Raw genomic sequence first — 25,335 nt, 5'->3', positions numbered from 1 at the left:
ATTTTGTTCCATCATATTTGTCATTTATTTTATGAAGAAACAAGGGACCCCCTCTACTGGTGGTTTACAGAAGGACTCTCATAAGAAAAATCGGCACCACTGGGAGCAGGGACAAAAGAGATCTCTGTTTTGGGCGCTACAACAAGAGGCTTCAGAGGTTCCACCAGCGCCAACTGCAACACCTGCTCTATGGTCTCAACGGGGATGACTTTGATCTTGCTTTTAATGGACTCTGGCACGTCTTCCAAGTCTTTCATATTTTCGTGGGGAATGAGGACGGTTTCGATCCCGCCACGTTGGGCAGCCAGAAGTTTTTCCTTCAATCCGCCAATGGGTAAGACTTGGCCACGCAGCGAAATCTCCCCTGTCATGGCGACGGACGACAAAACAGGGATGCCCGTTAGAACAGACACCAGGGATGTGGTGATGGTCACCCCGGCGGAGGGACCATCCTTGGGGGTTGCCCCCTCTGGCACATGCACGTGTAAATCGGTGGCCAATAATTCGTCGATGTTGATTCCAAACGCGTCGGCTTTGGATTTAATGTAACTAAAGGAAGCCTGCACAGACTCTTGCATCACTTCCCCCAGTTTCCCGGTGATGGAGATCTTGCCCTTCCCCCGAGACCGTACCGCTTCGATGTATAGCAAATCGCCGCCCACTTCTGTCCACGCCAACCCCGTTGTCACGCCCAGCTGAGGCTTTGCGTTTGACTGGCCGAATTGGAACCGACGCACCCCCAAATATTCTTTTAAGTTTTTGGAGGTAATGGTTAGCTTCTTTTGCGCGTGCGTCATCAAAAAACAAACGGCTTTGCGGGCTAATTTTTGGATAGCTCGCTCAAGATTTCGCACCCCAGACTCGCGGGTGTAATAACGCACAATGTCTTGAACCGCTTCTCTTTTGAGGGCCAACTCTGAAGACTTAAGGCCATTCTCTTTCTTCTGCTTTTCGATTAAATGCCCAAATGCGATTTCAACTTTTTCTTCTTCCGTGTACCCTTCAATGCTGATGATTTCCATACGATCGAGAAGGGGCTTGGGAAGATTCAACGTATTCGCTGTGGCAATGAACGTCACATTGGAAAGATCATAATCCACTTCCAAATAATGATCGCTGAAGTTGGCATTTTGTTGGGGATCCAAAACTTCAAGCAATGCTGACGCTGGATCTCCTCGCCAATCTGTGCCCATCTTATCGATCTCATCGAGCAAGAACACTGGATTGGTTGCCTTCGCCTTTTTCATATTCTGGATGATTTTCCCTGGCATGGATCCAATGTAAGTGCGTCGATGCCCTCGGATCTCGGATTCATCCCTGACCCCTCCCAAAGCAGCCCGCACAAAAGGCCGATTCATCACGGTGGCAATGGATTTCGCCAATGAGGTCTTCCCAACACCTGGGGCCCCCACAAAACAAAGGACTTGTCCTTTTGGTTTGCCCAAACGCTCTTGCACTGCCAGAAACTCAAGAACACGTTCTTTAACTTTTTCGAGCCCATAATGATCCGCATCCAGTTGAGCCTTTGCCTTTTTAAGATTAATTTTCTTCCAGACCACTTTCTTCCAGGGCAGATCCACCATCCATTCCAAATAGTTCCGAATGACGGTAGCTTCAGCCGACATGGGGTTCATCATGCGTAACTTTTTTAACTCAGATTCTGCCTTTTCCAAGGCTTCTTTTGGCATCCCCAATGCCTTTATTTTTTTCTCTAACTGCGTTATCTCGTCTTTGCCGTCTTCATTATATAGTTCTTTTTGAATGGCTTTTAGTTGTTCTTGAAGATAATACTCTCTGTGATTTTTACTCATCTGAGACTTAATACGGTCTCTGATTTTTTCTTCTGTTTTTAACGTATCTGTTTCACGACGCACAAAGAAGAGCAGGATTTCCAAGCGATCTTTGAGAGACGCCGCTTCCAATAAATCTTGGCGCTCTGCAATTGTTAAAGAGAGGTGCACACTAATGGAATCAACAATTTTCTCATAGTCTTCCATACCCAAAAAAGTACTCATAAACTCAGGGGTAATTTTTTTGTTATAGAGGGCATACTCTTCAAATTCTTTGATCAGAATTTTGTCTAGAACATAAAGGGTGTCCTCATCCACCATTTTAGAAACGATGGGCGCAGAATCTCCGCGCAGGTATCCTTCTTTTATTTCGATGGACAAAACACGCGCCCGATATCGTCCTTCCACCAAAACTTTTACGGTGCCGTCAGGCAGATTAACGATCTGGGTTACTTCTCCCACCGTTCCAACCTTATACAAATTTTTTGCAGAGGGTTCATCGACGGAGGAATCTTTTTGAGCCACTAGAAAAATCTTCTTATTCAAAGACATGGCACTTTCGAGCGCTAAAATAGATTTGGACCGGCCCACAAAAAGGGTCGCCACCATCCCTGGAAAGACAACGATGTCTCGCAGGGGCAATAGGGGAAGATTTATTTTTTCAGTCATGTATAACTAACCCTTTATGTCAGGCTATGCTTCTTGTTTTTTGGGGGTGTTTTCTTTTTGTCGAAGCCTGGGAACGATGTTATTATCGACCATCTCTTTCGTAATCACAAGCTTTTCTTCCCCCGATGAATCGGGCAGCTCAAACATGGAGTCTAACAATAGAGATTCTAAAATAGACCTCAGTCCGCGCGCACCCGTCTTTCTCAGAAGAGCTTTTTTGGCAATCATTTTGAGGGCTTCATCCGTGAACTGAAGATCCACATCTTCCATTTCAAACAAAGCCTGGTACTGCTTGATGAGGGCATTTTTGGGTTCTGTTAGAATCCTGATCAATGCATCCATATCCAACTCTTCAAGGGTAGCTAAAACGGGCAACCGACCCACAAACTCAGGGATCAACCCATACTTGGTCAGATCGTCTGGCTCAACTTTTTTCAAAAGCTCTGAGGACTTTCCTGTTTGAACCGTCTTTACCTGTGCGCCAAATCCGATGGAGGAAGAATCTCCTCTCGCTTCAATGATCTTATCCAGCCCCGCAAAGGCCCCCCCGCAAATGAAGAGGATATTGGTGGTGTCAACTTGCAGAAAATCCTGTTGAGGATGTTTACGTCCCCCCTGAGGAGGGACTGAGGCCAACGTGCCTTCCATCATTTTCAAGAGAGCTTGTTGTACGCCTTCCCCTGATACATCGCGTGTGATAGACGGGTTTTCTGACTTGCGGCTAATCTTATCCACTTCATCGATGTAAATAATACCCCGTTGTGCTTTTTCCACATCATAATCAGCAGCTTGCAAAAGTTTTAAGATGATATTCTCGACGTCTTCGCCCACATATCCAGCTTCTGTCAGCGTGGTGGCATCAGCCATGGCAAAGGGAACATTCAAGATACGCGCGAGGGTTTGGGCCAGCAACGTTTTGCCCGTTCCCGTGGGCCCGATCACCAAAATATTTGATTTTTGAAGCTCAAGCCCGTCCTTGGAATTCATCCCGTGGGATAACCGCTTATAGTGGTTATGCACGGCCACCGATAAAATCTTTTTGGCTTGCTGTTGCCCGATGACATAATCATCCAAGATCCCACAAATATAAGAGGGGGAAGGAATGGTGCTTGTATCTGAAAAGAGGCCTGTTTTCTCTTCTTCTTCCACGATATCAGAGCAAAGATCAACACACTCGTTACAAATAAAGACTGAAGGCCCCGCAATCAGTTTTTTAACCTCATGCTGACTCTTTCCACAAAAAGAACAATTCAGAGACTTCTTATCATCAGAAAAGGAATTTTTGTCCGACATCCACTATCCTATTAATACCAAAAAAAATCATGGCTTAAAGCAGCCAACCGTATGCCCAAATTAAAGGCAAACATACTATGATGTAGCATTAAAACAGGATTATAGCAAGTTAAGTCGAAAAGCTTGTTCCCCGACATTTTAAAACTAAGAACGGAATGATGTACATATCATGGACCCCGAATGAGATCCCCTATTCTTTAACTTAATAAGCTCTTTCTCGCGCTATAGCCTTTTGCAACATCCGTCTTCGCCTGTAAACTTGCTCGTTATCTTCCGGATTTTGAGTGTAGTTTGTCCAATAGAATACGCGCTTAGACCATCTCGTAAACTGCAATTTTTTATTCCCATCGGTTTCGCTATCCTCTATCTGAAGATGGAATGGGGTACACATGGAACAATTGGAATTTTGGGTTACTTCGTCAAAAGTATGACAATTATGCCAGCAAAACGCGCGATGACAGTCCAAGGTATCCTCCCTTGCCTCCCGTACTCTCTTAAATCCCGCAGGAGTTGCACAAGCTAATTCTGAGGGATTTAAACTTTTCGTCCGTCCCCTAAGAGCTGCAGATGCAACAAGAGATACCGAAGCGGTAAATAAAAATAAGGATAGATAACATTTTTTCATTATAAAAGCCTCCTATTACCTACAAGGATACACTTTATTTGATGAAAATAAAACAGTCAATACATTTGTCATCTTACACTTACCACGCCCTGAGAGAATTCTCAAAGAGGGGGGGGTTGTTCTTTTTTTGAAAAACTGTCAGATGTTAATCTTTTAAATTTGCAACCGTATCCGGATAGATCTCAACTTTATATTCTTTTTTCAAAGCTTCCATGAATCCCCCATACAGGCTTTGCAACACAGACTTACCAAGATCTACTTTATAAGCCTTGTAAAGGCCCAGGTTCTTTGCAACGGGCAACGTCTCAATGGATAAAGGCATAATGACAAAAAGCGAATTATGATTCGCCACAATGTCCGGCTGTCCTTTTGCCAGAGAGAACCCCCGCTGAAGAACGGGGAGTGGCACCTTTATTTTTTGCGCTTCTTCGGAAATTGAGATTTTTGGGGTCTCCCTAAAAGAAACGGCTGGATGTTGTAGGGTCTCGCCCTTTTGCATTTTCTGCTTGACCATGTCAGCGATCTTCTTCATTTCCATTTGTCTTTTTTCTTGGATAAATTTCTTGATAACCTGATCGCGCGCCTTCTCAAAACTCTCGAGATGAGCCGGGAAAATCTTAGCGACCGAAACGATATAAGAAACTTCGTCAGGCAACTCTGTCAGCTGAGTCTCTGTCCCCTCCGAAAGCGCAAAAATATCTTTTACAATATCGGGGACAAGACTAACGGACTCGTTCCCAATCAAACGTCCTGAGACATCAATCTGGCCCTCTTGAGCTTCCAAGTGGTGTTTTGTTGCAATCTCCTTTAAAGAAAGCCCCTGATTTGTGCCCTCTTCTATCTTCTCTGCTATTTTTGACACTTCATCCACAGCCTTCTGGTGTTTTAAGTCTTCCAGAATCTGGGGACGCACCTCACTGAGAGACGATGTGGTGCGCGGCGTAATACCGTTGACTTTCACCAGAATGATCTGCTTGCGCCACTCGAAAGGCTCGCTCACTTGATTCTTGTTTAGTTTGAACACAACTTCGGCAAGGGACTTATCCAGATTCGCCTCTCCAATGGCGCCATAGTCTTTCTGACGGGTTTTATCCTCTAACGAACCAGACTGGAGTTGTTGTTTAAGTTTTTTGGCTTCGTCTTGATCCTTACACACCACAACAGAAAAAGAACGTGTCTCGGGGCTGACATAGGTTTCTTTTTGCTCATTATAAACTCGCTGAACATCACTGTCTGAAACAGAAAGGCGGGCAGCAATTTTGCCCGGATCCAATAAAATTAATTTGAACTGGCGATACTCTGGAATCCTAAACAGGTGAGGATGATCGTTATAAAACTTTCTGAGAGTGTCTTCCGTATATTTAATTTGAATTTTGTCCCCGAAGATAGTCGCAATACGGAAAGAAAATTTTTGAGTGATGGCCTGAAAAACAGGATAAGACAAAGCAGCAGGGGCATAATTTCCCACAGAGATGGCTGTCAAAAGATGCATCTGGGAAAGAGCCCGACGCCTGTTCGCAAAAAAAGATTTTTCGCTTAAGCCATTCATCTGCAAGATGCCTTTGAATTTTTCCCTATCGAAATTTCCTTGAGCATCTTGAAATAAAGGATCTGCCTGAATCAAGCTGGCAATTGTTTGGTCGCCCACGGAAAGCTTAATACCCTTTATAAACATATCAAGGACAATCTCGTTCACCATACGACTTAGGTTTTGAGCCACCAGCCCCAGTTGTAACGCTTGTGAAAAAGAAACGTTTTTCCCCTTTAGTTCTTTATTAAGTTTGCCTAATTCTTCCTGGACTGAATGCGTCAAAGCCTGTTTAGAAATCTCTAATTTACCCACACGGGCAACGATATTCGATTTATCCGTTCCTCGGAAAAATTCGGATATTCCCCAAAAAAGACCAAAACTGAGAATCAGGATTCCCAACAAAACTTTCATGATCCAAGAGTTTGCGTGATCTCTTAAAAACTTTAACATTTCTAACCTTTAAAATAGATTTATGCTTTTTTTTGTGGCATATGTTTGCTTTGAATTCAATATCATACTAAAATCACATCCGCTATGGAAAAGTTTATTATTGCTAATTGGAAAATGAACAAGGGTTCTGCTTTAGACCTCCCTTTTTTAACGAGCCTTTCCAAAATACCTATCCCTTCCTCGCTCACCGTGATTATTGCCCCTCCGTATACGCTCATTCAAGCTGCCCAACAAGTCCTAGATCCTACTCCTTTTTATTTGGGGGCTCAAGACTGTTCCTCTCAACAAAGTGGGCCTTATACGGGAGACATTAGCGCGTCCATGCTTAGAGAATGCGGATGCACTGCTGTGATTCTTGGGCACTCGGAGCGGCGCCAAGAACATCAAGAAACATCTGCCATCATTCAGAAAAAAGCTGAAGCTGCGGCAGAGAATGGTCTTTTACCCATCATCTGTGTGGGAGAGACCGCTGAAGAACACGCAACAGGACAAACCGCTGCCGTCCTCGAACGACAAATCAAAGAGTCTACCCCCCGTAAGGATTTTCCTTTTTGTATCGCCTATGAACCTATATGGGCTATTGGCACAGGACAAACACCACCTTTAGAGGAGATCAGCCGGCTCCACACCATCATCAAACAATATTTTAGAACACCAAAACCGGTCTTGTACGGCGGATCGGTAACTCCAGACAACACAAAGGAAGTTTTGTCTCTATCTATGGTGGATGGGCTACTGGTGGGAGGGGCCTCGCTGGATCTTGAAAAATTTAAGACGATCCTCGAAGAGGCGTCTTAATGATTTCTTTAAACTTTGGGGGACGATTTTTAAAAATTGTCCTTCTTATAATAACGTCTATGGGGGTTATTTTTTGCTTCCAGAAAGGATTTTTTATGAAGACTCAATCCACACTCATCCCCAGAAAAGTATTGTTTGGTAACCCCGACAGGACGCAAGTTCGTATTAGCCCAGACGGCAACTATCTGACCTATATTGCCCCCTACAAAAATGTCTTAAATTTATGGCTCCAACCCTTGAATCCTGCAGGAGAAGCGATCCTCTTGACGCACGATACAGGCAGAGGCGTTCAAGGCTATAGTTGGGCCTATGACAATCAAAACCTTCTCTATATCCAGGATAGGGATGGGGATGAAAACTGGCGCCTTTTCAAGGTCGACATTGTCACTAAAAAAATCACTACCTTGACGGATGAAAAGAAGGTGCGAGTGACGATTATGGGAACCTCTTATAAACACCCCCACTTGGTTTTAATCGGCCTTAACAATCGAAACGCTGAATACCATGATGTTTATATGTTGGATCTTCGAACGGATACGAAGAAAAAAATTTACGAAAACAATGAATTCGCTGGCTTTGAAGTGGACGATGACTTGACCTTGCGTCTTGCCTGTAAAATGACGGAAACAGGGGGCATGGATTGGTTTATTCAGAAAAAGGGGACATGGGAGCTTTATCGATCTTTCAATGCGGAAGACAACTCAACCTCAAGCCCCGCGGGCTTTTCTAAAGACGGGTCTCATATATATTGGTTGGATAGTAAAGGCAGAGACTTAGCTGTCTTGACACTATCTGATGTAGAGACCCAAAAGACAAAAATTATTGCGACCCCAACAAAAACCGATTTTTCAAGTGCCGCTTTCCACCCCACGGAGAATGTTCCTCTTTGGCTTGGGAAAAATTATATGAAACCAGAAAAAGAATTTCTCGATAAGACCTATGCAAAAGATTTCCAATATTTAGAAACTCTTCGGCCAGGAACTGTCCCTACTTTGGCCGGGACTACCCTTGATTTTAACCAATGGATTGTGGCCTGTCTCTCAGATGATGGTCCCGTTTATTATTACCTTTACAATCGAACCTATCAAAAGGCAGATTACTTGTTTTCCAATCGGAAAAGCTTGGAAGGGCTCGCTTTGTCTCCCATGGTTCCGTTAGAGCTGAAATCGCGGGATGGGCTAACACTTGTAAGTTACCTCACCCTTCCCCCTGGCATATCCTTGAAAACCGCCCAGAACTTGCCCACAATTTTGTTAGTTCATGGAGGACCAGAATCAAGAGACTCATGGGGATATGATTCACAACATCAATGGTTGGCCAATAGAGGCTATGCTGTTCTAAGTGTCAATTATCGAGGATCTTCTGGATTTGGGAAAAAATTTGTAACCGCTGGCAATAAGGAATGGGGACGTAAAGCCCATGATGATCTCATTGATGCTGTTCAGTGGCTCATCAAAGAAAAGATTTCTGATCCTCATAAAATCGCTATTTTTGGGGGAAGCTACGGCGGGTATGCTACCTTAGTTGGGCTAACTTTTACCCCAGACGTTTTCGCCTGCGGCGTTGACATTGTGGGGATGTCTAACCTCATTACCCTTCTCAATAGCTTCCCTCCTTATTGGAAACCAATCCTGTCCAGTATTATTCAAAAAGCAGGAGATCCCAAAACCGAGGAAGGGTTAAAGCTTTTAGCGGAAAGATCTCCTCTGACGCACGTTGACAAAATAAAAAGGCCTCTCTTGATCGCACAAGGCGCCAATGACCCTCGTGTTACGCAAGCAGAATCAGAGCAAATTGTGGACGCCATGAGGAAACGAAATATCCCAGTCACCTACGTTTTATACCCCGATGAAGGCCACGGATTTGCAAAGCCTGACAACCGCATTTCTTTTTATGCAGTGGCTGAAAAGTTCCTCGCTGCCTGCCTGGGGGGCAAGTTTGAACCCATTGGAGATGACTTTAAAGGATCCTCCATCCAGGTTAAAGAAGGCGCTATCCATCGATAGGCGGTAAGGACATAAGCACGTTGGGGATGAGAGATGTCATTTGATCGGACAAAAATTTTAGCGTTATTAGACAAAAGTTTTCCCCAGGATGAAATCGTTTTAAATGACCTCAAAGGAGATGGAAATTATTACTCTCTCACCATTACTTCCACCTCTTTCAAAGGAAAAAGCCGTGTACAGCAACACCAAATGGTGTATAACTCCTTGAAAGGATATGTGGGAGACGTGATCCATGCCCTTTCCTTGAAAACCATCGAGAAAAACGATTAGAGACATAAAATGAGTGCCATAGACCAAATCAAACAAGACCTCAGTGAGAACAACGTTGTTCTTTTCATGAAAGGAACCGCTAATATCCCCCTATGCGGATATTCGTCCACCGTTGTTCAAATTTTAAAAAAGCTCCAGGTTCCTTTTAAAGATGTGAATGTATTAACCGATCCTGCGTTGCGCCAAGGGATTAAAGATTTTACGGATTGGCCCACCATTCCCCAACTTTATGTCAAGGGGCAATTCATTGGGGGATGCGATATTGTGAAAGAAATGTTCGAATCAGGAGAGCTTCAGGAACTTTTTATAAAAAATTAAGGAACAAAAAGTAAAAAATGAGTGACTCTTCCCACAGTGCAGAAAAAGAACTAAGACATATCCGGCTTGAAAAGGTCCACACCCTTAAAAGTCGCGGTATTAATCCATATCCCTATAATTTTTCTCGTTCCCATAGAACCATAGCGCTGCAAGAAAAATATAAAGATCTTCTGAACGAATCCGTCACGGAAGATAGGGTTTCAGTCGCTGGACGCATTCGATCCATTCGCAACAGCGGCATGTTCATCGACCTCCAGGATGAAACCGGGTCTCTCCAAATCTTCTCGTCTCTAAAAGAGTTACCAGAAGAGTTAATGGCGCTTCTTTCTCTATTGGATCTTGGCGATTGGATCGGTGTCACCGGTGTGATCCGTCGCACAAAAAGGGGCGAACTTACCGTGAACATGCAGTCGTTGGAATTGCTCTCTAAAGCTTTGCTGCCTCTCCCTGAAAAGTATCATGGTCTGACCGACATCGAAACCCGATACCGTCAGAGATATATTGATTTGATTGTGAATGAAGAGAGCCGGGATCGATTGCAAAAAAGAAGTCGTATCATCGCTGCAATCCGCACCTACCTTTCCGCTCAAGGGTTCCTAGAAGTGGAAACCCCCATGCTGCATCTTATTCCCGGCGGGGCGGCAGCCAAACCCTTCTCAACGCATCACAATGCCCTTGATCTGACCATGTATTTGCGCATCGCCCCCGAACTGCACTTGAAAAGGCTGATGGTGGGTGGCTTATCCGATAAGATTTTTGAGATGAATCGTTGCTTTCGCAATGAGGGGATTTCTCCCCGCCACAATCCAGAATTCACCTCCGTTGAGATATATCAACTCTTTGCCGACTATCATGACATGATGAATCTCACCGAAGAGCTCATTCAATACGTCGCTCAAACCGTATTGGGCACCACTCAGGTTATCTATGACGGCATTGAACTGGATCTTTCTTCTCCCTGGCCCCGCAAATCCATGGTTGATTTGGTGACAGAAAAAACGGGGGTCGATTTTTCCAAAATCCAGACAGTGGAAGATGCCCGCACCGCCGCCCAAAAAATAGGGGGCATTCCACTCAAAGGCAAAGACACTTGGGGCAAAGTGGTGGAAGCCGTTTTTGCCGAAAAAGTAGAATCTTCTTTGGTCCAGCCTATCCATGTGATCGATCACCCTCTCGACATCTCACCGTTGGCCAAAGCTCATCGGACAGACCCTCGTTTGACCGAGCGCTTTGAGAGCTATATGAATAAGTGGGAAATTGCGAACGCCTTTTCAGAATTAACGGATCCCATTGATCAAAGACAACGCTTTGAAGCCCAAATGTCAGAACGAGATGGGGGAGATGATGAAGCTCACCTTATGGACTCAGACTTTGTCACTGCACTTGAACATGGCCTTCCCCCCACAGGCGGCCTTGGCATTGGGATTGATCGATTGGTTATGATTCTGACCAATGCACCCAGCATCAGAGATGTGATTGCGTTCCCCACCATGAAACCAAAGGAATAAAAAGTGATCGATAAAAAAAATAGCGGATGGGTAGACTATAGCCTGCTGATTGTTTTTTTAAGTGCTTTGTTTTTCACCTGCCTTGGGTCGCGGCCTTTCGCTGCACCTGACGAAGGGAGATACGTAGAAATCCCCCGCGAAATGGTGGCGTCAGGCAGCTACATAACGCCCCATCTGAACGGTCTTAAATATTTCGAAAAGCCTCCTCTTGTGTATTGGCTTGAAGCTGTTCCTCTTAAATTAGGACTGACTTCCGAGTTTTTCTTACGCCTCCCCATCGCTTTGTTTGCCCTTTTGGGATGCCTCGGGGTGTACGCGTATGCTAGTCGGATTTATAGCCGTCAGGCAGGGTATTTTAGTGCCATTGTACTCGCCACCACTGTCCTATATTTTTCTTTAGCTCGCCTTATTTTATTAGATCTTGTATTAACGGTGTTGCTCTCCCTTGGTTTGTTTTCTTTTATCCTTGGCGTCAAATTGCCCGCCGGAAAAGAACGACGCCTAAAGTTTGCGCTCGCCAGCACTTTTTTTGCAGGCGCGGTTCTCACCAAAGGATTAATCGGGCTGGTGTTACCCATCGGTATCATTGGACTATGGGTTATCACTTTGAACAAGTGGAAAGACGTGCGCCCTCTTTATCTGCCCACCAATCTTTTCGTTTTTTTGATCCTTGTTCTTCCCTGGCATATTCTGGTGTCTTTAGACAATCCACAATTTTTTGATTTCTATTTTATTCGAGAACATTTTGAGAGATACCTCACCACCATTCATCGACGCATGCAACCTTTTTGGTTCTTTATGCCTGTTTTTGTATTGGGATTTTTTCCCTGGATTGTTTTTTTACCGCGTGCTCTTAAAAATTTTATTCCCTTCAAATTCAAAGATTGGAAAATTTATGATTTAGAGGCTTTTTTGCTTCTATGGGCTGGGTTTATTTTCTTATTTTTTTCTTTTTCTTCTTCTAAACTCATTCCCTATATACTCCCTATTTTTCCGCCGCTAGCTGTGATCGTCGGTCGCTTTCTGGCGTATGTGACAGAAGGAGAACAATCCACCAAAATAGAAGCTATTATCTATTTCATGATCTCTCTTCTTTTGACGATCGGAATACCCTGGGGAGTAGAAAAATATGCGGATCCAGACTTATGCTCGAATCTCTCCTCCTATATTCCCTTTGTACAATTTTATTTGATGGGCAGCAGCCTTTCTTTTTTACTGCTTAGTTTATTAAAAAAAACGAGATGGAAACTGTGGGGTCTTCTTGGATTTCATATTGGATTCCTTTTTACTTTGAATGCTGCCGCCCCCCTTATACAAAAAACGTCTATGAAACCTTTTGCAACCCATATCAAGACCAACCTTCCCGCCAGCACTGAAGTGGTCTTTTATGGGATGTATGCCCAAGACCTCCCTTTTTATCTAGGGAAAACTGTAAAAATTTTGAATTGGAGTGGCGAACTCGACTTTGGCAAATCTCTTGATCCTCAAAATTCCATCTTTTTAGCCCCCAAAGATTTTAAAGCCTTAGGGTCAACTCTTTCCTCTCTCTGTGTTATTGCTAAAGAGAATGCTGTCCCTGAAATTCCTTTTCCCAGTCGTTCTCATTTTAAAGTTGTTTTCCAACAAGATGAATTTGTTTTATTGTGTAAAAAATGAAGTGTGGTTTTATGACTAAAGAATTATTTTTACCCTTTGCCAAGCCTTGTTTATCAGAAGAAACTTTAAATGAAGTTATGGATTCTTTACGCTCAGGTTGGATCACCACAGGACCTAAAGTTAAAAGGTTTGAGTCACTCCTGCAACAGTATTTAGAGTGCCCTAACATCTCTCTTCTCTCTTCTGGCACGGCCGGCCTTCATCTCTCCTTATTACACTTAGGATTAAAACCGGGCGATGAGGTCATTACAACGTCGTTCACCTTCATTGCGACCTTAAACACTATTGTGCTTGCCGGTGGCACGCCTGTCTTGGTGGATGTGGAACGCGACACGTACAATATGGATGTGTCTCACTTAGAGGCTGCGATCACAGAGCGGACCAAGGCCATTGTCCCTGTCCACTTTGCTGGCGCCCCCGTTGATTTAGACCCTCTCTATGCGCTCGCCCATCGATATAACCTTCGTGTTATTGAAGATGCCGCCCATGCTATTGGAGCAGAATATAAAGGCAAAAAAATTGGCAGCTTTGGGGATACGCAGGTCTTTAGCTTCCATCCCAATAAAAATATTACAACGGGGGAAGGTGGTTGTGTCTCTTCTCAAGATAAAGAGTTGATCCGCTCTGTCAATGTCCTTAAATTCCACGGGATTGATCGCGACTCTTGGAACCGTTTTTCAAAAGAAGGCAGCCAATTATATGATGTCATTGCCCCTGGGTTTAAATACAACATGATGGATTTACAGGCGGCTTTAGGAATTCACCAACTTCCCCTCTTAGATACGTTTACAGACCTCCGAACCGTGCGGGTTCAAAAGTATCGCCAAGCTTTCCAAGACTGGGACGAGTTGTTTTTACCCGAAGCGCCTGCCTATGACCATCATCATTCTTGGGATCTTTTTGCCCCCACCCTCAATTCGAAAAAAACCTCTCTCTCTCGCAACGAAGTGATCGATAAGCTAAAGGACGAAAATATTGGGGCCGGCCTTCACTGGCAAGCCCCTCATTTATTCTCTTTTTATCAAAACACTTTTGGATTCAAAGCAGGCGATTTTCCGAAAGCAGAATATATTGCGGATCATGTGTTAAGCTTGCCCCTATTCCCCCAGATGACGGACGCCGAGCAAGATCGCGTGATTAGAGCTATGCGTAAAATATTTAAAAAGGACTAAAGATCAAATGAAGGGTGTTTACTTATCAATCGTCATTCCTGTCTATAACGAGGAAGAAAGCCTCCACACGTTATCAGCACGACTCATGCCCGTCTTAGAAAAAACTGGCAAGTCCTTTGAGGTTATTTATACCAATGACGGCAGCAAAGATACCTCCATCAAAATCTTAAAAGAGCTTCAGCAAAAATATCCCAAGCAGGTGAGGATCATCGACTTCGGAGGTAATTATGGTCAGCACATGGCGATCATGGCAGCCTTTGAGGAAGTCCGGGGTCAAGTGATTATTAACCTGGATGCAGACCTCCAAAATCCCCCCGAAGAAATTCCAAAGCTTTTAGAAAAATTTGAAGAGGGCCACGATGTGGTGGGAAGCTATCGTCTCAAAAGAAAAGATCAGGCTTGGCGTCACTGGGGATCGCGCTTTGCAAACAAGGTGCGTTACGTTCTAACCGGCACGCATATGAAAGATCAGGGATGCATGTTTCGCGCTTATGCACGTCCCATCGTTGATCAAATCGTCAGCGGAACAGAATCTTCCACCTTTATTCCGGTGCTTGCCTGGAAACTCGCCCAAAACCCCTGTGAAATTGGGCTGAAACATGATGCCCGTACTCAAGGAGATTCCAAATATGGGATCTATGAACTCATCCGTGTGGCCATTGATCTGGCCACTAATTTTTCCATGGTACCCATCCAATTCTTTACTTTTTTTGGTATGATTGTGTCAGGGCTCAGCTTTTTACTGGTGATCTATATGGTCGCTCGTCGCGTGATCTATGGCCCGGAAGCAGAAGGTGTTTTCACGCTGATTGCCATTGTGATCTTCCTCATTAGTGTGGCCATCATGGGTATTGGCATTGTAGGCGAATATATTGGGCGGATTTACCAGGCTTTGTGTCGACGTCGGTATAGCATCCGTGCCATCCTCCAAGATAAATCTTTAGAGAAAGACAAAACAAAATGACGTTGAAAATTTTAATTCTGGGGGCCAATGGTTTTATTGGAAACTGTCTCACCCAAAATATTTTGTCCCGCACCTCTTGGGAGGTATATGGGTTGGATAGGGATGATCATAAGTTATCCGAATCTCTGAATCACCCTCGGTTTCATTTTTTCAAAGGGGATATGTTCTCTCATATGGACTGGATCAATGATCATATCCAAAAGTGTGATGTGGTCCTGCCTCTGGTGGCCATTGCAAACCCCGCCCTCTATGTGAAAGATCCGCTTCGTGTTTTCCACTTGGATTTTGAAGCCAACCTCGACGTTATAAAGCTGTGCGTCAAGCATAAAAAAAGGATCATTTTCCCGTCCACCTCAGAAGTCTATGGGATGTCTCACGACAAAGAGTTTGATGAGGAAACCACGAATCTGGTGCTGGGTCCTATCCACAAACAGCGCTGGATTTATTCGTGTTCAAAACAACTTCTAGACCGCGTCATTTATGCCTATGGCATTCATGAAAATTTGGATTATACTCTGTTCCGTCCTTTTAACTGGCTTGGCCCTAAAATGGACGATGTTTTTTCAGAAAAAGAAGGAAACTCCCGGGCTGTCATTCAGTTCATCAGCAATATCCTTTATGGCCGTCCCATCAAATTGATGGATGGCGGCAGCCAAAGACGGTGCTTTACATATGTGGAAGAAGGGGTGGATGCCCTTATGCGCATGATTGAAAACAAAAACGGCGCTGCCAGTAACCGCATCTTTAATGTGGGGAACCCCCAAAACAATCTCTCCATGTCTGAAGTGGCACACGAAGTTGTGTCAGTCATGAAAACCTATCCTCAATACAAAAAACATGCAGAGCAAACCAAAATTGAAGTAGTGGATTCCCAACATCATTTCGGGAGCTCGTACGAAGATGTCCAAGCTCGAGTTCCCTCTATCAAGAACATACAAACTCACCTAGGATGGACTCCTCAAGTGACTTTTACAGAAATTTTACATAAAACGATGGATTATCACTTTATTCAAAATCCAGGAACCATAAAGGTATAAAATGACTCCCGATACGATGACAGCAGTGCCCCAAAAATCAAAAGTTTTGGTGGGGGCGCTTTATATGACGCTCGCCATGTTTCTGTTCGGCATTGGCAATGGTCTTGTGAAAGAGACGGCGCAGGACTGTACCGTTACCCAGATTATATTTTTTCGGTCTCTCTGGGCCCTTGCAACCTTAGTGGTCTATATGTTCGTTGCTAAAAAATTCTCTCTCATCAAAACACACAAACTACCCCAACAACTCAGCCGGGGTCTCATTGGATTTGTGAGTCTCTGCGCCATGTACTATTCCTTTGATGTCCTGCCCTTAACGGACGGAACGGCCCTTGTTTTTGCCTCCCCCCTTTTCATCACCGCTCTTGCTTACCCCCTTCTTAAAGAACACGTAGAACTCAAGATATGGGTGGCGATCTTCATCGGATTTGCCGGGGTCTCCATTATGGCTAATCCCTCTGGTCATGTCACTTTTGCAGGAGTGAGTGCGGGTATTTTATCTGCCTTTTTGGAAGCGGTGATTGCCATTATGGCTCGGAAACTCTCTTCCACAGAGCACCCCATTACAACCACGTTTTACCACACCCTGGTTTTAACTGTGGTGGCAGGCGCTCTCGTTCCTTTCTTTTGGAACCCCATCAGCCTCAGCAGTTTTGTTCTTTTAATTGTCTTAGGTGTCCTCAGCGCCATTGGCCAAGTCTTTATGGTCTCTGCCTATAGCATGGCCCCAGCAGCTGTCGTCGCGCCCCTTCTGTATACCCTCATGGTTTGGGCCGCTATCCTTGGCTATTTCCGGTGGGATGAAAGCTTCCGGATTCACTTATTGGTGGGCGCCCCCATCGTCATTGTCTCAGGGGTTTATATTATTTACCGGGAAAGCCGAGCCGCCCCTCCGCCTACTCTTCAATAGGGAATCTTTTCATGAGGTATCCCAGCAAAAACAGTCCTGGCAGGGCCGCGGCACTGGCGATTAAGAAAAAAGAAATCCAATCAAACTGAGCCGCTATGAATCCAGAACTACATTGCACAAAGACACGCCCCACCGCCATCAGAGCCGAGAATAGCGCATATTGAGTCGCTGTAAAGTTAAGATTACAGAGACGAGACAGATAGGCCACAAAAGCAGCGGCCATGATACCGCCAGAAAGATTTTCTGAAATAATGGTGCCATATAAAAACGGCAGGGAGTGTCCATGGATGGCCAGTAAAATAAAGAACCCATTTGAAGCAATATGGAGAATCCCTCCAAACATCAGGGTTTTCATAATTCCAATGCGTTTGGCAATGGAGCCCCCCATGAGACCCCCAATAACCGCCATCCAAATCCCAAAGGTTTTGGTGACCATCCCAATCTCGGTACCTGTAAACCCAAGCTTTTGATAAAACACGGTGGACATTTGCCCAATGAGGTTATCTCCAAATCGATACAGAATAATGAACAATAAAACCCACACCCAACCCGGTCGTTGAATAAAGTTGAGGAACGGATCAAGAATCACCAATTTAAAGCTTTTTTTTTCTAAATCCACTTTTTTCGACGCCGCTGGTTCTTTACAGAAAAGAGTGGTCAGCAGCCCAACCCCCATAAAAAAACCCATCATTAAATACACGGTTGACCAGGTGTACGTATCGGATAAAAAGAGCGCAAATCCTCCCGCAATGATCATCCCCAGGCGATAGCCAAAGACTTCCATACCGCCTCCGGCGGCATATTCGGACGGATCCAAAGATTCAATCCGATAAGCATCAATTAAAATGTCTTGGGTGGCAGAAAAGAAAGCAACACAGACAGCAAAAAAAACGGCGAACGAAAGATTTACCTGAGGCTGACTTTGGCCCATTAGGATGATGGATCCTGCCAAGCAAAGTTGCACCAGGAAAAGCCATCCCCGCCGACGGCCAAGCCACTTCCCTAAAAAGGGAACTTGGAACCGATCTAAGAGAGGCGCCCACAAAAATTTCCACACATAGGGAGATCCTGTTAAGGCAAAGAGGCCAATGGTTCTGATATCGACTCCCTCTTGGGCAAACCAAAAGGACAAAGTGGACATGATTAACAATAGAGGAAGCCCGCTTGAAAACCCAAATAAAAGAATGATGATAAGGCGCTTTTTAAAATAGATGCTGAAACCATCCAAAATATTCATCACATACCCCATAATAAAGACCTCCTAATGATGATAAAAAATAGAATAACCTGGAAAATCATAGATGATTTTTGGGGGGATGTCCCCCTGTTTTTCTAAGAACTCGTTCTGATCTTTTTTCATCACGTACACGACTCTTTGTTTTAGGAAGGGATCTTTATCGGACAGAAATAAATCTTCCCTTTTTAAGGTACCCTTCCCATACCAGAGGTCGTGACTTTCACTCTCAATAATAGGAATCGGCCTCCCCACATAAAAAGGAAGGGTGGAGAGTTCCTCGAATCTTTTGTAAAGATAGAGAGGGGTTTCTTTGGACACAACGGAAAGGCTTCCCTTTGTGGAAAAGTGATCTTCGTGATTTTTAACATAAACGATGGCCGCAACCATAAGAGTCGCAGAACTTATAGCCGCCAGAACAGTAATCCGTTTTTGCCACCGATAGCCAGATAAATGCATCCCCAACCATAGGGCCAACGGCGGCATGCCTACCACCATATAGTAATTTGCTTTTGCTTTGGATAAAGAAAAGAAAACAAAGAATGTCAAAAACCAACAGCCTAAAAATCTTTGAAGAGACGACGACTCTGTCAAAGATTTTTTTCTTACAAAGAAGGGTGCCAAAAAAGTCCACGGCACCATATACCCCAAGACGCGGGGAAAATAATAATAAAACGGTCCCGTATAGTAATCCCTTGGCACCCGCTTATCTAAAAATCGCATCCATTGTTCGTTCACGAAATAAAACCAAAGAAACCCTTTTTCTTGAAGAGCCGCCGCCACATGCCAAGGAACAGCCAGCATAAAGAAAACGCCGCAAGCTCCAGGATTCAAAAGAACGCGTAAAAAAAGAAGGTTTTTCTCTAACACAAGAAAGACCAAAATGAGCAACCCCATGAGGGCAAGGGGTACAAGACCCTTTGTCAGAACGGCCGCCGCCATAAAACATGACAACCCGTACACATATTTTTTTTCTTCTGTGTCATAAAACTTGTAAAAACATAAAGCAGAGGCTGTTAAGAAAAAGGTGAGCACCACATCAAAGAAAACCATCCGTGAGAACACAATGAACCCACAGCAGGTGGCTAAAACGAACGCAGAGAGCTGCCCCCATCTTCTTTTATGGAAAGAGCCCGCAAAAACGTAAAGGGCAAGACACGTCAGAAATCCAAAGGTGGCCGGAACCAACCGCGCGGCCCATTCGTTTTTTCCAAAGAGTTTAAAACTACCCGCAACGAGCCAGTAGAGAAGAGGTGGCTTTTCAATATACGGCACGCCATTAAGATGAGGGATAACCCAATTCCCACTTTCTAGCATTTCCCAAGCAATTTGGGCATAGAGGCCCTCATTGTTATTGAGGAGAGCATAAGAACCGAGCCCCCCATAAAAAAAGGCCGCTGCCCCAAGAATGAAAAGAACGTTTTTAAGCATCCATCAGATAGTTGGAAAGCGTTTTATACGCAATGGTAATCTTTTTTAACTCTTCTTCTGCCCCTTTTTTATCTCGATTCAAATCTGGATGGAACTGTTTCACTTTTGTTTTGTAAACTTTTTTAAGCTCAGGCAACAGAATGGGCAGACCCACCCCCATGGTTTTCGCTGCTTTCTCTACCTCTTGGGGGAAAAAAGGAACTGTTTCTTTTTGGCGCACATAAGGGGAATGCTCATCAAATAAATTGAAAACGTTCTTCTCCACAAAACATCTTCTGTAATCACCTCTAAGCGGCCAGGTGGGCAGCCGCCAGATTGTGTCAGCTTTTACTTCTGCCTCAATTTCTTTGGTCCCCATATTTTTAAAATAGTCGATGGCTTTGTTATGCTCTTTGGCATGACCTAAACACATATGAACCCTCTCTTTGGGATTTCGAGGATCAAGAAGGACTGTGTGCGCTCCCAACCTCTTACATCCAGACACGACACACGTCGCGCAAGATTCACTTGAGGATTTGTAATAAGAAAAACTATGGTGTTGTTTTTGAACTGACATCGTTTTAATCTCTTATCGTAGACATTCTTATTTTTCAAGTTTATTAAAATCTTCACATCTAAACAAAAGATATGTATGATTGGTGTGTTTTTTAAGGTCTATTAAATAAATGATACAAGTTTTCAAGTATTTTTGGCTATCTCTTTTAATCTGTGTACTTTCTGTACCTATGGAATCTCTCTCAACGACAGATATGTCCTCCCCCGAGATCACAAACATACAAGAATCCAAAAAGCCGAAAAGCTCGAAAAGAAGCTCGAAAAAAAAGAAGATATCCCGCAAAGCGTCTCACCGCAAGAACAAGAAAAAGAAACCTAAAAAATCATCTTCTGTTCAGAAAATATCCCAGAAGGCTCCTATGGATGCGTCCATAGATGAGTTAACCTCTCCCGTTGAGGAACCCATTGCTGCTCCGGTGGAAGAAATGGCTGCTCCAGTGGAAGAGATGACTCCTCCCGTTGAGGAACCCATTGCCGCTCCGGTGGAGGAGATAGCCACGCCCAGTGAAGATATTCCCAGTGAAGAAGGGGTACCGAACCCGTCCCAACAAGACCCCCTTCTTGAATCGATAGCGGACATCGAAGCCCCCATCGAAAATATGCCGATCCCGTCTCCCACCCCAGAAACGGAAACATCTCAGGATCAGCTTAACCCCCTGTCTGAAACTCAGGAACAAATTTCTAAGGCAGATACTGTTCTTAATAAAGAGACGGTGACTCTTGTGACAGAGAAAACCCCGGCACAAGCGATCGTCCCTGATTCTGATGCTGTTTCTGCAGCTTCAGAAGAAGTGGAAGCCGCTAAAACAGACCAAGACTTCTTGACTCTAAAAGACGCGATGGAGGGCGCTTATGCGCAAAGTCCGCTCTTGACGGCAGAGTACGAAGTAAAGGCGGCTCAAATGGCTCTCTCTAGCGCAAAGAGAACTGGATGGCTTCCCACAGCTTCGGCCAATGTTGGATACACCACACAGGGGGGGGATACTGTTAATAGTCGTAGCGTTTTAAGCTCAGGCGCAAGATCTGATACCCAGAATAACTTCAGAACGGATACCACTCAAGGAGGCCTTACCCTTCAGCAAAATCTTTATAGCGGCGGATCCACAACCGCCAATATTCTAGCTCAAGAGAAAACCGTCGACGCAACCCTTGCCGCCTATATCGTGACCCTCAGAGACACTCTCCTTTCCGCCATTCAAAGCTTTATTGCGCTCTCTTCGAAGCAAGAAGTATTCCGCCTCAGAAAATCCAACCAAGCTCTTCTGGAACGCCAACTTGAAGTCGCTCAGAACCGATACGAGTTTGGGGAACTAACGCGTTACGACGTGGCAGCAACGCAAGCAAAATTAGATAAAGCAAAAGCCGAGGTCATCTCGGCCCTCGCAGAGGTAGAAATTGCAAAAGCTAATTTTGTAAAGATAACCGGCATTACCATTGAAAAATCTCTCAAAAAACCAACAGACCCCTCTGAGCTTCTCCCCGCTTCAAAAGCAGAAGCTGTTCAGATCGCCCTTAAATTAAGCCCGGAAATTCACAAACAAGAAGCCATTGCTGACGCGGCGAAAGCTGACATAGATAAAACCTTTGGAGGACTTCTTCCGTCTTTTGACGTCAGTGCTGGGGTGAGTCGGACATTAACAGAGAATTGGAATAGCGCTTCATACTTTCAGGGGTATGGGGGTTCACGTCAAAACCAAGCACAAGCAGCTGCTACTTTAACCATTCCTCTTGATTTCAGAGCATCCACTCAATCTAATGTTCGCCAGCAAAAGTATGTGGCGGCGCAAAAAAGATTAACAGCGATTTATGGACGCCGGAGTGTGATCGAACTCGTAAGCAAATATTGGGATTCCTTAGAAGCCGCACGCGCGCAAATCACCCAACTCAAATCTCAAATAAATGCGGCACAAATTGCTGTTGAAACCTCCACCGAAATGTTTTTGGCAGGAGACAAAACGACGCTTGAAGTCTTAACCGCCGAACAAGAGCTTCTGACCGCCCAAGTTGAACTCGTCAATGCAGAACAAGCGGTGATCTTGAATGCGTACCAGATTTTGGCAACCATCGGGCGCCTGGATGCACAAACCTTAGAATTGAATGTGGATATCTATAAGGCGAAAGAAGAATATGACCAGATGTCCTTCTGGGGTGTGGGTATTGGAGCGGCAGATAAGCGCATTGCCGCCCAAGAATTCTCAACTGACCTTATGAAGGAAGCAGAAGCAACCCAATAAACAAAGATTTGGAAATAATGACCATGAAATCAAACCTCCCTTCAGACCACGCAGAAGAAACTATGGAAGAAATTTTGGCCTCCATTCGGCAAATAATGGATCCCGCCCAGAATCAGAATGTTCCCCTTCAGCCATCCCCCCATCGCCCTCTCCCTGAAACAGAAAAACGAGAGGACAATGTCCTTGTTCTGACAAAGAAAATAACTACACCCCAAGCGGAACAGAAAGAGACCTCATCTGACAAGCAGCGGAAAGAACCTCTCTCCCCTTCTTCCCAAAAATTGGAAGGAAAAAGCCCGGTCTTGGAAAACTTGGTGGCCTCTTCCCTCGCCCCCCTCCTGCAAGATTGGCTCGCCAAGAACTTGCCAAACATGGTGGAGAAAGCGGTTAAGGAAGAATTCAAAAAATTATTGGATCCCTATTCCAAATCAATCAGATAGTTCCTTTAATTTGACTTTCTCATGAATCTATGCCAAGAGTTTTTAGGGACTGGCTCATCGTGGCTTCAGTCCATTTTTGGTTTAATTTAATATAAGGTTTATCATGTCTGAAAAACGTTTAGAAAAAGCAGAGTTTACAGGGTGGCGTTCTATTCTTTGGCCGATTCATGATCATGAATTGAAAAAGTTCTTGCCCATGGGTCTCATTATGTTTTGTGTGTTGGCCATTTATACCGTTCTTCGCGACACAAAAGATGCCCTCGTTGTGACGGCTCCCGGATCAGGCGCCGAGAGCTTAGCCTTTCTAAAAGGAATAGGCGTGACGGGATCTGCCATCCTCTTCATGATCATGTACACAAAAGCAGCTAACATTTTCAAAAGAGAAGGTTTGTTTTACATCACAGCTGTCCCTTTCTTAGCCTTTTTTGGTTGTTTTGGGTACATTATTTATCCGTTGAAAGACGTGATACATATGACACCCGAAACGATTGCGCAGTATCAAGCGGCGTATCCAACCCTTCACTGGATTATCCCCATCATTGGAAACTGGACGTACAGTGTATTCTATATTCTCTCCGAACTTTGGGGAAGCGCTATCTTGTCTCTCTTATTCTGGCAGTTTGCGAACGCTATTACACCAGTGATTCAAGCAAAACGTTTCTATGGAATGTTTGGATTTTTAGGAAATTTTGGGTTGCTCTTATCAGGACCGGCTGTGTACTACTTATCCCAAGTCACCACCACCATGGGGCTTTCCAAAACAGAAGCCTGGGGATTAAGCTTAAAGTACTTAATGGGGCTTGTCGTATTCCTTGGTAGTATCTTTCTGGCCACTTTCTACTGGATGAACAGAGCTGTTCTCACAGACAAGCGTTACTATGACCCAGAAGCCATGGGGGAAGGAAAGAAGAAAAAAGAAAAACTTTCCGTTATGCAAAGCTTGAAGGTCATTGCCACGTCTCCTTATTTGGGGCTGATCGCCATGCTCGTTCTGGCGTATGGTGTCTCCATCAATATTTTTGAAGGGGTATGGAAGGGACAAATCAAGATCGCTTTCCCAAATGAGAATGACTATAACGCGACGATGGGCGTACTTTCCACTGTAACTGGCCTTATTGCCATCACCTTGATGCTTGTTGGCAGTAATATCCTTCGTCGTTTCTCTTGGAGAACCGCCGCCCTCATTACACCCGTTGTCTTGTTGGTTGGCATTTTGATTTTCTTCGGCGTTATTTTCTATAACAACACTATGACGCCCGAAGGCATGAAAATTGCGGAAGCCATTGCTCAAGGCATGATGAACAAAGAACTGGTTGTTTTTGCCGTGTTCTTAGGTCTGGGCGTGAACGCCTTTGGAAAAGCCGTAAAGTACTCGCTGTTTGATCCAACCAAAGAGATGGCTTACATTCCTCTTGATCCTGAATTAAAGACCAAAGGAAAAGCGGCCGTTGATGTGATCGGTGGACGCGGCGGAAAATCTGGAGGCGCCTACATTCAGATTGGGTTGCTCACCGCCTTTGCGGGGAGCGCTTTGTACCAGCTAGTTCATATCATTGCCCCGATCTTGATCATCGTCGTGTTCTTCTGGATCTTGTCTGTGTTTGGTCTCAGCAAGAAGTTTAAAGCTTTAACACATGGACAAGGCTAAAACTCTAGGATAAGTTTTTCAAAAAAGCCCGGGATTTTTTTCTCGGGTTTTTTTATTAATAAGTGACTGCCATAAAATAAAGCCCCTCTGGAGGAGCCGTGGGGCCTGCCGCCGACCGATCTTTACCCTTCAAAATTGCCTTGATATAAACTGGCTCCCATCTCCCTTTGCCTATTTCAACCAAGGTCCCTACCATATTGCGCACTTGATGATGCAAAAATGACGGTGCTTCCACCCAGCATTCCAAAATATCTTCTTTTTGAATGATTTGAAAAGACTCTAGGGTTTTAACCGGGTTTTTTGATTGACAATGAATCGTGCGAAAAGACGTAAAGTCGTGTTTCCCCCCCAAAAGATCCGCCGCCTGCTGCATCTTTTTGATGTCTAATTTAACGGGGACATGCCACACTCTATTTTCTTCGAGCGCCGGTTTGGGGCGCCGATTCAAAATCCGATACACATATTTTCTTTTCTTAGCCGAAAAGCGCGCATGAAAATCTTCTGAGACAAGTTCTGCCGCCAAAATGGTAATTCTTTTCTCCTGAAGGTAATGATTGATTGCCCGCATCACCGTTTCTCTCTCAAATCTCTCGGGCAAATCCACATGCGCCACTTGGCCCAAGGCATGAACGCCCGCATCTGTCCTCCCTGCCCCGTGTAAGGTCACTTCTGGTAATTGGGAGAATTGAAGAATTGCTTTTTCTATCTCTTCCTGAATGGTGGGGGCATTGTCTTGGCGTTGCCACCCGGCGTACCCCGTCCCCTCATATTCTATGGTCAGTTTAATCCGTCTTGTCAT

22 protein-coding genes are annotated in these 25,335 nt (G+C 44.6%); 14 read left to right on the top strand and 8 right to left on the bottom strand.

Annotated elements, in window-relative coordinates:
* Positions 1-53 precede the first annotated feature (53 nt).
* The 4 genes from A2621_04900 to A2621_04885 form a co-directional block, all read right to left on the bottom strand.
* A complete protein-coding gene (locus tag A2621_04900; GenBank protein OFW90299.1) occupies positions 54-2,459 on the bottom strand; it encodes an endopeptidase La in 2,406 nt (801 codons plus the stop codon).
* 24 nt (positions 2,460-2,483) lie between these two features.
* Positions 2,484-3,752: an ATP-dependent protease ATP-binding subunit ClpX gene (locus A2621_04895; protein OFW90298.1), complete on the bottom strand. Its 1,269-nt coding sequence runs from the start codon at positions 3,750-3,752 to the stop codon at positions 2,484-2,486.
* Positions 3,753-3,954: 202 nt separating this feature from the next.
* Positions 3,955-4,377 (bottom strand): hypothetical protein, encoded by a 423-nt coding sequence (locus A2621_04890; protein OFW90297.1) that lies wholly within the window; start codon positions 4,375-4,377, stop codon positions 3,955-3,957.
* A 145-nt stretch (positions 4,378-4,522) separates the two neighbouring features.
* Positions 4,523-6,358 carry a hypothetical protein gene (locus A2621_04885; protein ID OFW90296.1) on the bottom strand — a complete coding sequence of 612 codons (1,836 nt, stop codon included), beginning with the start codon at positions 6,356-6,358 and terminating at the stop codon, positions 4,523-4,525.
* Positions 6,359-6,442: 84 nt separating this feature from the next.
* Here A2621_04885 and A2621_04880 point away from each other — a divergent pair, with 84 nt between their 5' ends.
* From A2621_04880 to A2621_04835, 10 genes are all read left to right on the top strand, one after another.
* Positions 6,443-7,156: a triose-phosphate isomerase gene (locus A2621_04880; GenBank protein OFW90295.1), complete on the top strand. Its 714-nt coding sequence runs from the start codon at positions 6,443-6,445 to the stop codon at positions 7,154-7,156.
* Complete coding sequence (locus A2621_04875; GenBank protein OFW90294.1) at positions 7,156-9,162, top strand: hypothetical protein; 2,007 nt, start codon at positions 7,156-7,158, stop codon at positions 9,160-9,162. Before A2621_04880 ends, A2621_04875 begins: the two co-directional genes overlap by 1 nt.
* Positions 9,163-9,195: 33 nt before the next feature.
* Positions 9,196-9,432, top strand: coding sequence for an ATP-binding protein (locus A2621_04870; GenBank protein OFW90293.1), 237 nt, complete (start codon positions 9,196-9,198; stop codon positions 9,430-9,432).
* 9 nt (positions 9,433-9,441) lie between these two features.
* Positions 9,442-9,750 carry a monothiol glutaredoxin, Grx4 family gene (locus A2621_04865; GenBank protein ID OFW90292.1) on the top strand — a complete coding sequence of 103 codons (309 nt, stop codon included), beginning with the start codon at positions 9,442-9,444 and terminating at the stop codon, positions 9,748-9,750.
* Between the two features lie 17 nt (positions 9,751-9,767).
* Positions 9,768-11,258: a lysine--tRNA ligase gene (locus A2621_04860; GenBank protein OFW90291.1), complete on the top strand. Its 1,491-nt coding sequence runs from the start codon at positions 9,768-9,770 to the stop codon at positions 11,256-11,258.
* Between the two features lie 3 nt (positions 11,259-11,261).
* On the top strand, positions 11,262-12,914 hold the full coding sequence (locus A2621_04855; GenBank protein ID OFW90290.1) for a hypothetical protein: 1,653 nt from the start codon (positions 11,262-11,264) through the stop codon (positions 12,912-12,914).
* An 11-nt stretch (positions 12,915-12,925) separates the two neighbouring features.
* Positions 12,926-14,086: a UDP-4-amino-4,6-dideoxy-N-acetyl-beta-L-altrosamine transaminase gene (locus A2621_04850; protein ID OFW90289.1), complete on the top strand. Its 1,161-nt coding sequence runs from the start codon at positions 12,926-12,928 to the stop codon at positions 14,084-14,086.
* A 7-nt stretch (positions 14,087-14,093) separates the two neighbouring features.
* Entirely contained in the window at positions 14,094-15,050 is a 957-nt protein-coding gene (locus tag A2621_04845; protein OFW90288.1) for a UDP-4-amino-4-deoxy-L-arabinose-oxoglutarate aminotransferase, read from the top strand.
* Entirely contained in the window at positions 15,047-16,087 is a 1,041-nt protein-coding gene (locus tag A2621_04840; protein OFW90287.1) for a hypothetical protein, read from the top strand. The genes A2621_04845 and A2621_04840 overlap by 4 nt, the downstream gene beginning before the upstream one ends.
* 64 nt (positions 16,088-16,151) lie before the next feature.
* Positions 16,152-16,994 carry a hypothetical protein gene (locus A2621_04835; GenBank protein OFW90320.1) on the top strand — a complete coding sequence of 281 codons (843 nt, stop codon included), beginning with the start codon at positions 16,152-16,154 and terminating at the stop codon, positions 16,992-16,994.
* Here the strand turns inward: A2621_04835 and A2621_04830 are convergent.
* From A2621_04830 to A2621_04820, 3 genes are read right to left on the bottom strand one after another with little or no spacing between them, the layout of a single operon-like run.
* Positions 16,981-18,243: a hypothetical protein gene (locus tag A2621_04830; protein ID OFW90286.1), complete on the bottom strand. Its 1,263-nt coding sequence runs from the start codon at positions 18,241-18,243 to the stop codon at positions 16,981-16,983. The two genes, A2621_04835 and A2621_04830, sit on opposite strands and share 14 nt — an antisense overlap.
* 12 nt (positions 18,244-18,255) lie before the next feature.
* A complete protein-coding gene (locus A2621_04825) occupies positions 18,256-19,659 on the bottom strand; it encodes a hypothetical protein (protein ID OFW90285.1) in 1,404 nt (467 codons plus the stop codon).
* Complete coding sequence (locus A2621_04820; GenBank protein ID OFW90284.1) at positions 19,652-20,215, bottom strand: hypothetical protein; 564 nt, start codon at positions 20,213-20,215, stop codon at positions 19,652-19,654. The genes A2621_04825 and A2621_04820 overlap by 8 nt, the downstream gene beginning before the upstream one ends.
* Positions 20,216-20,347: 132 nt before the next feature.
* Here A2621_04820 and A2621_04815 point away from each other — a divergent pair, with 132 nt between their 5' ends.
* The 4 genes from A2621_04815 to A2621_04800 all read left to right on the top strand — a co-directional run bounded on the left by A2621_04815 (position 20,348) and on the right by A2621_04800 (position 24,536).
* Complete coding sequence (locus A2621_04815; protein ID OFW90283.1) at positions 20,348-20,533, top strand: hypothetical protein; 186 nt, start codon at positions 20,348-20,350, stop codon at positions 20,531-20,533.
* 40 nt (positions 20,534-20,573) lie between these two features.
* On the top strand, positions 20,574-22,448 hold the full coding sequence (locus A2621_04810; GenBank protein OFW90282.1) for a hypothetical protein: 1,875 nt from the start codon (positions 20,574-20,576) through the stop codon (positions 22,446-22,448).
* A 23-nt stretch (positions 22,449-22,471) separates the two neighbouring features.
* Complete coding sequence (locus A2621_04805; GenBank protein ID OFW90281.1) at positions 22,472-22,888, top strand: hypothetical protein; 417 nt, start codon at positions 22,472-22,474, stop codon at positions 22,886-22,888.
* Positions 22,889-22,991: 103 nt separating this feature from the next.
* Positions 22,992-24,536 (top strand): AAA family ATPase, encoded by a 1,545-nt coding sequence (locus A2621_04800; GenBank protein OFW90280.1) that lies wholly within the window; start codon positions 22,992-22,994, stop codon positions 24,534-24,536.
* Between the two features lie 55 nt (positions 24,537-24,591).
* Here the strand turns inward: A2621_04800 and A2621_04795 are convergent, their stop codons facing one another.
* Positions 24,592-25,335, bottom strand: a complete 744-nt coding sequence (locus A2621_04795; protein ID OFW90279.1) for a tRNA pseudouridine(38-40) synthase TruA — start codon at positions 25,333-25,335, stop codon at positions 24,592-24,594.

The organism is Alphaproteobacteria bacterium RIFCSPHIGHO2_01_FULL_41_14, assembly GCA_001767855.1.
GTDB lineage: Bacteria > Pseudomonadota > Alphaproteobacteria > UBA7879 > UBA5542 > 2-01-FULL-41-14.
The sequence above is the reverse complement of the archived record's forward strand: the minus strand, read 5'-3'. Positions and strand labels throughout refer to the sequence as shown.

Excerpts from the sequence above, each read along its gene's own strand:
- A2621_04900 (OFW90299.1), bottom strand. The coding sequence starts at position 2,459 with ATGACTGAAAAAATAAATCTTCCCCTATTGCCCCTGCGAGACATCGTT.
- A2621_04795 (OFW90279.1), bottom strand. The coding sequence starts at position 25,335 with ATGACAAGACGGATTAAACTGACCATAGAATATGAGGGGACGGGGTAC.
- A2621_04845 (OFW90288.1), top strand. The coding sequence starts at position 14,094 with ATGAAGGGTGTTTACTTATCAATCGTCATTCCTGTCTATAACGAGGAA.
- A2621_04880 (OFW90295.1), top strand. The coding sequence starts at position 6,443 with ATGGAAAAGTTTATTATTGCTAATTGGAAAATGAACAAGGGTTCTGCT.
- A2621_04850 (OFW90289.1), top strand. The coding sequence starts at position 12,926 with ATGACTAAAGAATTATTTTTACCCTTTGCCAAGCCTTGTTTATCAGAA.
- A2621_04825 (OFW90285.1), bottom strand. The coding sequence starts at position 19,659 with ATGCTTAAAAACGTTCTTTTCATTCTTGGGGCAGCGGCCTTTTTTTAT.
- A2621_04895 (OFW90298.1), bottom strand. The coding sequence starts at position 3,752 with ATGTCGGACAAAAATTCCTTTTCTGATGATAAGAAGTCTCTGAATTGT.
- A2621_04885 (OFW90296.1), bottom strand. The coding sequence starts at position 6,358 with ATGTTAAAGTTTTTAAGAGATCACGCAAACTCTTGGATCATGAAAGTT.
- A2621_04865 (OFW90292.1), top strand. The coding sequence starts at position 9,442 with ATGAGTGCCATAGACCAAATCAAACAAGACCTCAGTGAGAACAACGTT.
- A2621_04835 (OFW90320.1), top strand. The coding sequence starts at position 16,152 with ATGACGCTCGCCATGTTTCTGTTCGGCATTGGCAATGGTCTTGTGAAA.
- A2621_04890 (OFW90297.1), bottom strand. The coding sequence starts at position 4,377 with ATGAAAAAATGTTATCTATCCTTATTTTTATTTACCGCTTCGGTATCT.
- A2621_04840 (OFW90287.1), top strand. The coding sequence starts at position 15,047 with ATGACGTTGAAAATTTTAATTCTGGGGGCCAATGGTTTTATTGGAAAC.
- A2621_04830 (OFW90286.1), bottom strand. The coding sequence starts at position 18,243 with ATGGGGTATGTGATGAATATTTTGGATGGTTTCAGCATCTATTTTAAA.
- A2621_04810 (OFW90282.1), top strand. The coding sequence starts at position 20,574 with ATGGATGCGTCCATAGATGAGTTAACCTCTCCCGTTGAGGAACCCATT.
- A2621_04805 (OFW90281.1), top strand. The coding sequence starts at position 22,472 with ATGAAATCAAACCTCCCTTCAGACCACGCAGAAGAAACTATGGAAGAA.
- A2621_04870 (OFW90293.1), top strand. The coding sequence starts at position 9,196 with ATGTCATTTGATCGGACAAAAATTTTAGCGTTATTAGACAAAAGTTTT.
- A2621_04800 (OFW90280.1), top strand. The coding sequence starts at position 22,992 with ATGTCTGAAAAACGTTTAGAAAAAGCAGAGTTTACAGGGTGGCGTTCT.
- A2621_04860 (OFW90291.1), top strand. The coding sequence starts at position 9,768 with ATGAGTGACTCTTCCCACAGTGCAGAAAAAGAACTAAGACATATCCGG.
- A2621_04820 (OFW90284.1), bottom strand. The coding sequence starts at position 20,215 with ATGTCAGTTCAAAAACAACACCATAGTTTTTCTTATTACAAATCCTCA.
- A2621_04875 (OFW90294.1), top strand. The coding sequence starts at position 7,156 with ATGATTTCTTTAAACTTTGGGGGACGATTTTTAAAAATTGTCCTTCTT.